8 protein-coding genes are annotated in these 10928 nt (G+C 71.7%); 4 read left to right on the top strand and 4 right to left on the bottom strand.

Annotation, left to right across the window (positions count from 1 at the left end; genetic code table 11):
- Together DQW06_RS29525 and DQW06_RS13045 are read right to left on the bottom strand one after the other, a co-directional pair.
- A partial coding sequence (locus DQW06_RS29525; RefSeq protein ID WP_370449074.1) for a trehalase-like domain-containing protein occupies window positions 1-277 on the bottom strand: 277 nt, incomplete at its 3' end.
- Between the two features lie 50 nt (window positions 278-327).
- Window positions 328-2127, bottom strand: a complete 1800-nt coding sequence (locus tag DQW06_RS13045) for a thiamine pyrophosphate-requiring protein (protein ID WP_013151076.1) — start codon at window positions 2125-2127, stop codon at window positions 328-330.
- A gap of 412 nt (window positions 2128-2539) precedes the next feature.
- Between DQW06_RS13045 and DQW06_RS13040 the strand changes: the two genes are divergently transcribed.
- Window positions 2540-3004: a DUF4383 domain-containing protein gene (locus DQW06_RS13040; RefSeq protein ID WP_013151077.1), complete on the top strand. Its 465-nt coding sequence runs from the start codon at window positions 2540-2542 to the stop codon at window positions 3002-3004.
- A gap of 161 nt (window positions 3005-3165) precedes the next feature.
- Here DQW06_RS13040 and DQW06_RS13035 read toward each other — a convergent pair whose 3' ends face one another.
- Both DQW06_RS13035 and DQW06_RS13030 read right to left on the bottom strand, forming a co-directional pair.
- Entirely contained in the window at window positions 3166-3633 is a 468-nt protein-coding gene (locus tag DQW06_RS13035; RefSeq protein WP_013151078.1) for a hypothetical protein, read from the bottom strand.
- 10 nt (window positions 3634-3643) lie between these two features.
- Window positions 3644-5302 (bottom strand): catalase, encoded by a 1659-nt coding sequence (locus DQW06_RS13030; protein ID WP_013151079.1) that lies wholly within the window; start codon window positions 5300-5302, stop codon window positions 3644-3646.
- Window positions 5303-5666: 364 nt separating this feature from the next.
- Here DQW06_RS13030 and fdh point away from each other — a divergent pair, with 364 nt between their 5' ends.
- Genes fdh through nrfD form a run of 3 tightly spaced genes read left to right on the top strand, consistent with a single transcriptional unit; the run spans window position 5667 to window position 10908 of the window.
- Complete coding sequence (gene fdh, locus DQW06_RS13025) at window positions 5667-8921, top strand: formate dehydrogenase (RefSeq protein ID WP_071620932.1); 3255 nt, start codon at window positions 5667-5669, stop codon at window positions 8919-8921.
- Window positions 8918-9808, top strand: a complete 891-nt coding sequence (locus DQW06_RS13020) for a 4Fe-4S dicluster domain-containing protein (RefSeq protein ID WP_117198535.1) — start codon at window positions 8918-8920, stop codon at window positions 9806-9808. The genes fdh and DQW06_RS13020 overlap by 4 nt, the downstream gene beginning before the upstream one ends.
- Window positions 9808-10908: an NrfD/PsrC family molybdoenzyme membrane anchor subunit gene (gene nrfD / locus DQW06_RS13015; protein ID WP_013151082.1), complete on the top strand. Its 1101-nt coding sequence runs from the start codon at window positions 9808-9810 to the stop codon at window positions 10906-10908. Before DQW06_RS13020 ends, nrfD begins: the two co-directional genes overlap by 1 nt.
- The last annotated feature ends 20 nt before the right edge of the window (window positions 10909-10928 follow it).

The raw sequence follows: 10928 nt of genomic DNA, 5'->3' as shown, positions 1-10928 counted from the left end.
GGGCGGCGGCCCGGTCCGCCGCCCCGACCTCTGTCGCCTTGTCGCCGCGTCGCCTTGTCGCTCCGTCGCCTTGTCGACCCGCCGCGGTCGGGGCGCGGTCACCGCCCCCGCGACTCCGCGCGCTGGCGCGCCGGGTCCCGTCGCCCAGCAGGGCGGCGAAGCGGGCGCCGGAGCCGGACCCGGGCAGGCACAGCCGGTCCACGCTCCCGTCCCCGCCGTCCAGCGCCGACGTCTGCATGCCACCCAGAAGCGCGTGGTCCTCGATGGGCGGAGCCACGCCCTGCCCCCCGTCCACGACCGGATCGGGCGCCCCTCCCCGCTCCCGTGTCAGCGGCCTCCCCGCCCGTCTCCCGGCAGGAACTCCTGTGCCTTGGACACGACGCCCCGCTTGACCACGGACCACGCCTCGGGGTCGCCCTTGGCCAGGGCCTTGGCCACGCTCTCCATCTGGTCGAGCGTCGCGTGCGGCGGGATCGGCGGGACGGCGGGGTCGGTGACGAACTCGACCACGCAGGGCCGGTCCGCCGACAGCGCCCGCTGCCAGGCGTCGCGCACGTCGGAGGGGTCGTCCACCTTGATCCCCCTCAGGCCGATGCTCTCGGCGAACCCGGCGTAGGGGAAGTCGGGGATCCGCTGCGAGGGGAGGAACTGCGGCGCTCCGCCCATCGCGCGCAGTTCCCAGGTCACCTGGTTGAGGTCGCGGTTGTTGAGGACGGCGACGACCACCCGCGGGTCCTCCCACTCCCTCCAGTAGTGGCCGATGGTGATCAGCTCGTTGATGCCGCTCATCTGCATGGCGCCGTCCCCCACGAGCGCGACCACCGGCCTGTCGGGGTGGGCGAACTTCGCCCCCGTGGCGTAGGGGACGCCGGGGCACATCGTGGCCAGCGTGCCCGACAGCGTTCCGCGCATGCCCTCGCGGAACACCAGGTGGCGCGCGTACCAGTTGGCCGCCGAACCGGAGTCCGCGGTCACCATCACGTCGTCGGGCAGCAGCGGGGACAGCTCGTGGAAGACGCGCTCGGGGTTGACCGGGTCGGCGTCCACGTGGGCGCGCCGTTCGAGGACCCGCCTCCACCGCGCGACGCCGTCCTCGACCTTCTCCCGCCAGGAGCGGTCGGTCTTGCGCTCCACGAGCGGCAGCAGCATCCGCAGCGTCTGCGCGGAGTCGCCGACCAGGTTGCACTCGAACGGGTAGCGCATGCCGACCATGGTCGGGTCGATGTCGATCTGCACGGCGCGCGCCTGGTCGAACTCGGGCAGGAACTGGCTGTACGGGAAGCTGGATCCCACCACGAGCAGGGTGTCGCAGTCCCGCATCATCTCGTAGGAGGGCCGGGTGCCGAGCAGCCCGATCGACCCGGTCACGAAGGGCAGGTCGTCGGGGAGCACGTCCTTGCCCAGCAGCGCCTTGGCCACCCCGGCGCCGAGCCTGTCGGCCATCTCGACGACGGCGTCCGCCGCTCCCCTGGCCCCCTGTCCGACCAGCATGGCGACGCGCTCACCGGAGTTGAGGATCTCGGCGGCCTCGGCCAGCCCCTCCGGGGACGGCGTGGACCGCGGGGAGGGGAGGCCGAGGCTGGAGGGCACCATCTTGAACTCGTGCTCGGGCGGCGAGTACTCCAGGTCCTGGACGTCGGCGGGGATGATGACCGCTGTGACCGTGCGCCTGCTCGCGGCGATCCGGATCGCCCGGTCCAGCACGTTGGGCAGCTGCTCGGGGACGGTCACCATCTGGAGGTAGTCGCTGGCCACGTCCTTGTACAGCGACATCAGGTCGACCTCCTGCTGGTAGGAGCCGCCCATCGCGCTGCGCGCGGTCTGGCCGAGGATGGCCACCACCGGCACGTGGTCGAGCTTGGCGTCGTAGAGGCCGTTCAGCAGGTGGATGGCGCCGGGACCCGACGTGGCCGCGCACACCCCCACCCGGCCGGAGAACTTGGCGTACCCCGTGGCCTCGAAGGCCGCCAGTTCCTCGTGCCGTGACTGGATGAAGCGGGGCCGGTCGTCGGCCCGCTCCCACGCGGCGAGCAGGCCGTTGATGCCGTCGCCCGCGTAGGAGAAGACGCGGTCGACCCCCCACTCGCGCAGACGCTTCAGTACGTGGTCGGACACCAGTTCCGCCATGACCGCTTCCCTCCCGGGTTCGACGCCGTCGGTCGGCACCGTTCCCGCGGCGCCGCGTCCGCCGCGCGCGGAGGCCTCGCCCCACCGGCTCGCGGCCCCCGGCCCACCGCGGGAGTGCCTCGCTGGCGCGACTACCCCGACTCCCGCGTCCGCACTCACCGCGCGGGCGGCGCTGCGCCCGTCCCGCTCCCGCGCTCCGGCCACCGTTCCTCTGCTCCGGCCACCGCTCCCCCGCGCCGCGGGTCGGACGTTCGTCCGCGCCCGGGACCGGTCGGCGGTGTGCGGCGGCCGGGGTCGGCGGACGCCGCCGACCGCCAGCGTGAGTGATGCGCATCACATCGGGTAATGGTTCACCACCAGCCCCTTGCGTCACAGGGACTTATGAAACGGACGCAACACGGTGGAGGTAACCATGTCCAACAGGACATCGACCCAGGGCGTGACCAGGGTTCCCGGAAAGCCGATCCGCCTCGCCGCGCTCATCTACGGCATCGTCTTCCTGCTGGTGGGCGTGCTCGGCTTCATCCCCGGAGTGACCACCAACTACGACCAGATGCAGTTCGCCGGGCACCACTCCGAGGCCCTGCTGCTGGGGCTCTTCCAGGTGTCCATCCTGCACAACCTGCTCCACCTGGTCCTCGGCGTGGCCGGGGTGGCGATGGCGCGCACCGCCGGTCTGGCGCGCGTCTACCTCATCGGCGGCGGTCTGGCCTACCTGGTGCTGTGGCTCTACGGCCTGCTGGTCGGGTCCGACGACCCGGCGAACTTCGTGCCGCTCAACAACGCCGACAACTGGCTGCACCTCTTCCTGGGACTGAGCATGATCGCGCTCGGGATCATCCTGGCGCCCTCCCGGCGCGACCGGGTCAGGCGCTGACGCGCCCGAAAGGACCCCGCGCGGAGCGGGGACGGTGCGACGACGGCCGCCGCCTCCCGGGAGACGGCGGCCGTGTCATGCCGTACGGCCGCGCCCGCACCGGAGCCGCACACGGTCCGGCCCCGGTCCCCGAACGGGGACCGGGGCCGGACGACCGCGGGTCAGCGCCGGTCGAGCCACTCGTAGGCGGCACCGGTGGCGCAGGCGTAGACCGTGTGGTGCAGCAGGTCCACCCCGACCTCCTCGGCGCCCCACTTCCAGGCCGGGGGAGCCGTGCCCGTGGCCGGGAGGGCGACCTGCTCACCGCCCCACACCAGCGCCAGGTGCGCGGCCGCCGCAGCGGTCCCGTGCAGCCCGGCGGCGCCCAGCAGCCCGCGGACCGCCCCCCACGAGGCCCCGTAGCCCCAGTGCACCGCGGTGCTGAACCGCTGCTCGCCAGAGGGGCCCTCCGGACGCACCCCGAGCACCTTCCCGGCGGCGTCGGCGGGCGAGGTGCTGCCTCCCCTGCCGCGCAGCCTGGCCTCGACGGTGCTGGAGACCGTCATCGCCGCCGTGCCGACCACCCCCGCCAGCAGTCCCCTGCCGACGGCGGACGAGGTGTGCGCGAGGGCCCGTGCGAGCCGTTCCATCACGCCCGCCTCAGCGCTCCACCACGTGCCGCTGGTTGGGCACGCAGTGGGTCATCGTCAGCCCCGACACGTCCCGGGGGCCGTTCTTGCCCAGGTTGGCCATGCGCTGGCGCTCCCCCTCGTCCAGGGTCTGGCTCCGCAGCGGCTCCAGGTGCGCCACGTCGCCCGGGCCGATGCCCAGCCCCTCGCCGACGCGCAGCCCCAGGTCGTCGTCGACCATGAGGAAGTGCCAGACCATCCTCTCCTGGATCGGCCGGTCGCACTGGGAGAGCTGTCCGATGAAGTTGCGCACCAGGTCGTCGCGCTCCCACTCCTCCATCAGCGTGTACCGCTGCCCCGCCTGCTGGTAGTCGTTGGTGCGGGAGATGCGCTTGCGCGTCATCCGCCCCCGGATCTCCGGCCCCTGCTCGTCGTGCGTGGGGTACTGCCCCTCGCGCAGGCCGCCGTTGATGGACGGCTCGTAGTTGACGTGCGGGTTCTCGCCCCCGGAGTCCTGGTGGTAGGCCATCAGGCCGTCGCGCTGGTTGGTGCGCACGTCGGCGTTCTTGGCCTGGTTCACCGGCAGCTGGAGGTAGTTGGGCCCCACCCGGTAGCGCTGCGTGTCGCTGTAGGAGAAGGTGCGCCCGACGAGCATCTTGTCGTCGGAGAAGTCCAGGCCGTCCACGAGCACGCCGGTGCCGAAGGAGATCTGCTCGTTCTCCGCGAAGTTGTCCGACACGTTCCGGTCGAGCACGATCCGCCCCACCGCCTTGGGCGGGAAGTCCTGCTCCGGCCAGGTCTTGGTGTCGTCCAGCGGGTCGAAGTCGAGCTCGGGGTGCTCCTCGTCGCTCATCATCTGCACGAGCAGCTCCCACTCCGGGTAATCGCCGCGGTCGATGGCCTCGTGCAGGTCCTTGGTCGCGTGCCCGGTCTCGTCCGCCTGGAGGTTGGCGGCGTCGGCCTCGGTCATGCTGCGCACGCCCTGCTTGGGCATCCAGGTGTACTTGACCAGGACGGTCTCGCCCACGTCGTTGACCCACTTGTAGGTGTTGACGCCGAAGCCCTGCTGGTGCCGGTAGTCCGCCGGGATGCCGCGCGGGCTGAACAGGTTGACCAGCATGTGCATGCACTCGGGGGTCTGCGACATGAAGTCGAAGATGCGGTTGGGCTCCTGGCGGAAGGTCACCGGGTCCGGCTTGAGGGCGTGGATCACGTCGGGGAACTTGATGGCGTCACGGATGAAGAACACCGCGAGGTTGTTGCCCACCAGGTCCCAGTTGCCGTCCTCGGTGTAGAACTTGATCGCGAACCCGCGCGGGTCGCGCGCGCACTCCGAGGAGTCCCTGCCGCCGATGACGGTCGAGAAGCGCAGCGCGATGTCGGTCCGCTTGCCCCTGCCCTGGAAGAGCTTGGCCCGCGTGTAGCGGCTGATCGGCTCGTCGCCCCACGCGCCGTAGGACTCGAAGTAGCCGAACGCGGTCACCCCGCGCGCGTGCACCACCCGCTCCGGGATGCGCTCCCGGTCGAAGTGGCTGATCTTCTCCAGGAACTGGTAGTTCTCCAGCGTCGCGGGCCCCCGCTCGCCGACCGTGCGCTGGTTCTGGTTGTCGTAGACCGGGTGTCCCTGCCGGTTCGTGAGCACCTCGCGGTCGTCTCCCGGCGCGGATCCCTGGCTGGATACGTCGGTCATGGAACTGGTCCCCCACCACGTCGTCATGATCCCTGTCCAGGTGCCCCCTGCCCATCGCCGCGGCTTCGGACGCACGGCGGGGGAAGTTCTTACCAACTGGAGGGAGTGCCGCAACCCTCCTCCCGCCGGGGAAGTCCGGAAAGGGGGATTTTCGGCTCTCTCCTCCCTCGGTGTTTCACGTGAAACACCGTCCTCCGGACCGCGTCACAAAAGCCCCATGGAACCGCCACGGGCGGCGTGTCCCCTGCCGCCCGGAGTCGCGCCCGGCGCACGGTGGGAATCCGGACCCATGCTCCCCCTCGTCCGTGGGTAGCGGCAGACCTGGAGACCATCGACGGGCCCCGGGCCCGGGGCGGAGGCGAGCATGGGCGTACGCACGTGGATCGAGTCGTGGCCGGTGTACCGGCAGTTCACGGGGGACGACCCGACGGGGCGCGGGGCCGCCGCGAAGTCCCGCCGGTCGGAGAACCTCAGGTCCCGCACCGAGGAGGCCGACCGGGTCGTGAAGTCGGTCTGCCCCTACTGCGCGGTGGGGTGCGGGCAGAACGTCTACGTCAAGGACGAGAAGGTCGTCCAGATCGAGGGCGACCCGGACTCGCCGATCAGCCGCGGGCGGTTGTGCCCCAAGGGGTCGGCCAGCCTCCAGCTCACCACCGGCTCCGCGCGCGAGGAGAGGGTCCTGTACCGGCGCCCGTACGGCACCGAATGGGAGGAACTCGACCTCGACACCGCCATGCGGATGGTCGCCCACCGCGTGGTCCGCACGCGCGAGCAGACCTGGGAGCGGGAGCACGAGGGGCAACGGGTGAACCGCACGCTGGGGATCGCCAGCCTCGGCGGCGCCACGCTGGACAACGAGGAGAACTACCTCATCAAGAAGCTCCTGACCTCGCTCGGCGTCGTCCAGGTGGAGAACCAGGCCCGCGTGTGCCACAGCTCCACGGTCGCCGGGCTCGGGACGTCCTTCGGGCGCGGCGGGGCGACCATGTTCCTCCAGGACCTGCAGAACTCCGACTGCATCGTCATCGAGGGCTCCAACTTCGCCGAGGCCCACCCGGTCGGCTTCCAGTGGGTCATGGAGGCCAAGGCCCGCGGCGCGGTGGTCATCCACGTCGACCCCCGGTTCAGCCGCACCAGCGCGCTCGCCGACATGCACGTGCCCATCCGCGCCGGCACCGACATCGCCTTCCTCGGCGCGATCATCAACCACGTCCTCACCGAGGAGAAGTACTTCCTCGACTACGTGCGCGCCTTCACCAACGCCGCCACGATCGTCGGCGAGGACTTCCAGGACACCGAGGACCTGGACGGCCTGTTCTCCGGCTTCTCGGAGGAGGACAAGAGCTACGACGCCAGCACCTGGAGCTACGAGGGCGCCGAGGTCGCCGCCGCCTCCGGCAACCGCAACCAGCTGTTCAGGGAGCGGCTGGAGGAGAACCTCGGCACCAGCCACTCCGGGCGGCCCGAACAGCAGGGGTCGGGCGGCGCGGTCATCCGGGAGAAGCCCAGGGAGGACCCGACGCTCACCGACCCGCGCTGCGTGTTCCAGGTCCTCAAACGCCACTACGCGCGCTACACGCCGGAGCTGGTCGAGGAGGTCTGCGGTATTCCGAAGGAGACCTTCCGGAGGGTGTGCGACCACCTCACCGAGAACTCCGGCCGGGACCGCACCAGCGCCTTCTGCTACGCCGTGGGCTGGACGCAGCACACGGTCGGCTCCCAGTACATCCGGGCCGCCTCCATCCTCCAGCTGCTGCTGGGCAACATCGGCCGCCCGGGGGGAGGCATCCAGGCGCTGCGCGGACACGCCAGCATCCAGGGCTCCAGCGACGTGCCCACCCTGTTCGACCTGCTCCCGGGCTACCTGCCGATGCCCCACGCCCACGAGGAGCAGTCCCTGGAGACCTACATCATGGCCGCCGGCAACCCCAGGAAGGGGTTCTGGGACGGGATGGAGGCCTACACCGTCAGCCTGCTCAAGGCGTGGTGGGGCGAGCACGCGACGGCCGAGAACGACTACTGCTTCGACCACCTGCCCCGGCTCACCGGCTCCCACAGCCACTACGACACCGTGATGGGGCAGATCGCCGGAAAGTGCAAGGGCTACTTCCTCATGGGAGAGAACCCCGCCGTGGGATCGGCCAACAGCAGGGCCCAGCGCATGGGCATGGCCGAACTGGACTGGCTGGTCGTGCGCGACTTCTCGCTGATCGAGAGCGCCACCTGGTGGAAGGACGGGCCGGAGATCGAGTCCGGCGAGATGCGCACCGAGGACATCGGCACCGAGGTGTTCTTCTTCCCGGCCGCCGCGCACACCGAGAAGTCGGGCACCTTCACCAACACCAACCGGCTGCTCCAGTGGCACGACCGGGCCGTGAGCCCGAGCGGTGACCAGCGCAGCGACCTGTGGTTCATGTACCACCTGGGCCGCGAGATCCGCGGTATCCTCGCCGGCTCCGAGGACCCCAAGGACCGCCCCGTCCTCGACCTCACCTGGGACTACCCCCTGGAGGAGGACGGGGAGCCCGACGCCGCCGCGGTCCTGCGCGAGATCAACGGACACGACGCCGAGGGCCGCCCGCTCACCGTCTACACCGAGCTGCGCGACGACGGGTCGACCTCGTGCGGCTGCTGGATCTACTGCGGCGTCTTCAAGGACGGGGTCAACCAGGCGGCGCGCAGGAAGCCCCACACCGAACAGGACTGGATCGCCGGGGAGTGGGCCTGGGCGTGGCCGGACAACCGGCGCGTCCTGTACAACCGCGCCTCCGCAGACGAGAACGGGGAGCCCTGGAGCCCCCGCAAGAGCCTCGTGTGGTGGGACGCGGAGCAGGGGCGCTGGGTCGGGCACGACACCCCCGACTTCGAGAACCGCAAGGCGCCCGACTACGAGCCCGAGGAGGACGCCGAGGGCGTCGCGGCGCTGACCGGTCGGGACGCCTTCATCATGCAGGCCGACGGCAAGGGGTGGCTGTACGCGCCCGCGGGCCTCAACGACGGCCCGATGCCCACGCACTACGAGCCGCAGGACACCCCGTTCGAGAACCCGCTGTACGGGCACCAGCGCAACCCGACGCGTCTGCTGTACCCGCACGAGTACAACCGGTACCACCCCGCCCCCGGCACGCCCGGGTCCGACGTCTTCCCGTACGTGGTGACGACCTACCGGCTCACCGAGCACTTCACCGCGGGCGGGATGAGCAGGTGGACGCCCTACCTGGCCGAACTCCAGCCCGAGTTCTTCTGCGAGGTGGGGCCCGAGCTGGCCGAGGAGCGCGGTCTGGAGCACGGCGGCTGGGCCACCGTCGTCACGGCGCGCAACGCCATCGAGGCCCGGGTCATGGTCACCGACCGGATGGCGCCGCTGCGGGTGCAGGGACGGGTGGTCCACCAGATCGGGATGCCCTACCACTGGGGGCCCAACGGGTACTCGACCGGGGACGCGGTCAACGAGCTGATGCCCATCGCGCTCGACCCCAACGTGCACATCCAGGAGGTCAAGGCGATCACGGCCGACATCCGGCCGGGACGCAGGCCCCGGGGCGTCGAGCGCCTCGACCTGGTGCGCGAGTACCGGGAGCGGGCCGGAATCACGGAACAGACGGGACTGGAGGTGTGAGCGTGTCCGCGGAGAGCAACGGGGACGGCAGGCACGAGAGGGTCGGCTTCTTCACCGACACGAGTGTGTGCATCGGCTGCAAGGCCTGCGAGGTCGCCTGCAAGGAGTGGAACATGGTCCCCGAGGACGGCCTGGACTTCACGTCCATGTCGTTCGACAACAGCGGTGGACTGAGCGCGGACACGTGGCGGCACGTGGCCTTCGTCGAACAGCGCGAGCCCCTGGGCCACCAGGACCCGGGCGTGGGCCGCCCCGGGGCCGTGGACCTGGGCATGCCGTCCTTCGAGCTGCCCGGCGCCGCCACGGGGGCCGACGAGCGAGGCGAGTTCCGCTGGCTGATGTCCTCGGACGTGTGCAAGCACTGCACCAGCGCCGCCTGCCTGGACGTGTGCCCGACCGGCTCGCTGTTCCGCACGGAGTTCGGCACGGTGGTGGTGCAGGAGGACATCTGCAACGGCTGCGGGTACTGCGTTCCGGCCTGCCCCTACGGGGTCATCGACAAGCGCGAGGAGGACGGCCGGGTCTGGAAGTGCACCCTGTGCTACGACCGGATCGGCGACGGCCTGGAGCCCGCCTGCGCCAAGGCCTGCCCCACCGACTCGATCCAGTTCGGCAACCTCGACGAACTGCGTGCGCGCGCGGAGGCGCGGGTGGCCGACCTGCGCGAGGCCGGGGTGTCCTCCGCCCGCCTGTACGGCGAGGACCCCGACAACGGGGTGGACGGCGCGGGCGCGTTCTTCCTGCTGCTGGACGAGCCCGAGGTCTACGGGCTACCGCCGGACCCGGTGGTGACCACCCGGGACCTGCCGTCGATGTGGCGGCACGCCGGTGTCGCGGCGGCGGCGCTGGTGGTCGGAGCGGCCGCGACGTTCGTGGGGAGGCGCTGATGAGCTCGTCGGACGTGACCAAGGAGGGCGTGCGCGGGCAGCGCCCCGGACGGGAGGCCGTCACGGGGGCCGCCGACGTCGTCGGGGAGGAGCAGCGCCGCGAACACGGGGAGGGGCGGCGCAGGAAGAAGGGGCGAGGCGAGCCCACGCGGGTGCCCGACGCCGAGTTCCGCTCCTACTACGGCAAGCCGGTCCTCAACCAGATCGTGTGGAAGGCCTCCGACATCGGCGGCTACCTGTTCCTGGGCGGTCTCGCCGGGGCCTCGTCGGTGCTGGCCGCCGGCGCCGAGCTGACCGGCCGCCCGGAGCTGGCCCGCCCCCTCAAGTACACGGCCCTGGGCGCGATCTCCGGTTCGACGGCCGCGCTCATCCACGACCTGGGGCGCCCCGAGCGCTTCCTCAACATGCTGCGGGTGGTCAAGCCGACCTCGCCGATGAGCGTCGGGTCCTGGATCCTCATGACCTACGGCCCCCTGGCCGGGGTCGCGGCGGTGACCTCCGCCACCGGGTGGTTCCCGAGGATCGGTCTGGCGGCCACCCTGGGCGCCGGGGCGGTGGGGCCGCTGGTGGCCACCTACACGGCTCCGCTGGTGTGCGACACCGCGGTGCCGTCCTGGCACGACGGCTACCGGTACATGCCGTTCGTGTTCGCCTCCTCCGCGGCCGCGGCCGCGGGCGGGATGGGCCTGGTCACCGCGCCCCTGGCGCAGAGCGGTCCCGCGCGCCGCGCCGCCGTGGGCGGCGCCCTGGTGGAGACGGCGGTGTCCAGCGCCATGGAGCGCGGGATGGGGCTGTCCGGCGAGCCCTACCGGCAGGGCAGGGCGGGCGCCCTCATGCGCGCGGCCCGGACGCTCACCCTGGCCGGGGCGGCCGGCGCGGTGCTGGGCCGCCGCAGCCGGGTGGCCTCCGCGGTGAGCGGCGCCGCCCTGCTGGCCGGTTCCGCGTGCACCCGGCTGGGCGTCTTCCAGGCGGGTAAGCAGTCCGTGGCCGACCCCAAGTACACGGTGGTGCCGCAGCGCCGCAGGCTGGCCGAGCGGGAGGCGGAGCGCAGGGGCGCCGACGCGGCCGCCGTCCCGCGGGCCCGGTCGGCCGGGGACTGAGGAGCGGCCGTCCTCCTCCC

Source organism: Nocardiopsis sp. TNDT3, from assembly GCF_003427465.1.
GTDB lineage: Bacteria > Actinomycetota > Actinomycetes > Streptosporangiales > Streptosporangiaceae > Nocardiopsis > Nocardiopsis dassonvillei.
Note: the sequence above shows the minus strand (reverse complement) of the source record. Positions and strands in the feature narration are given on the sequence as shown.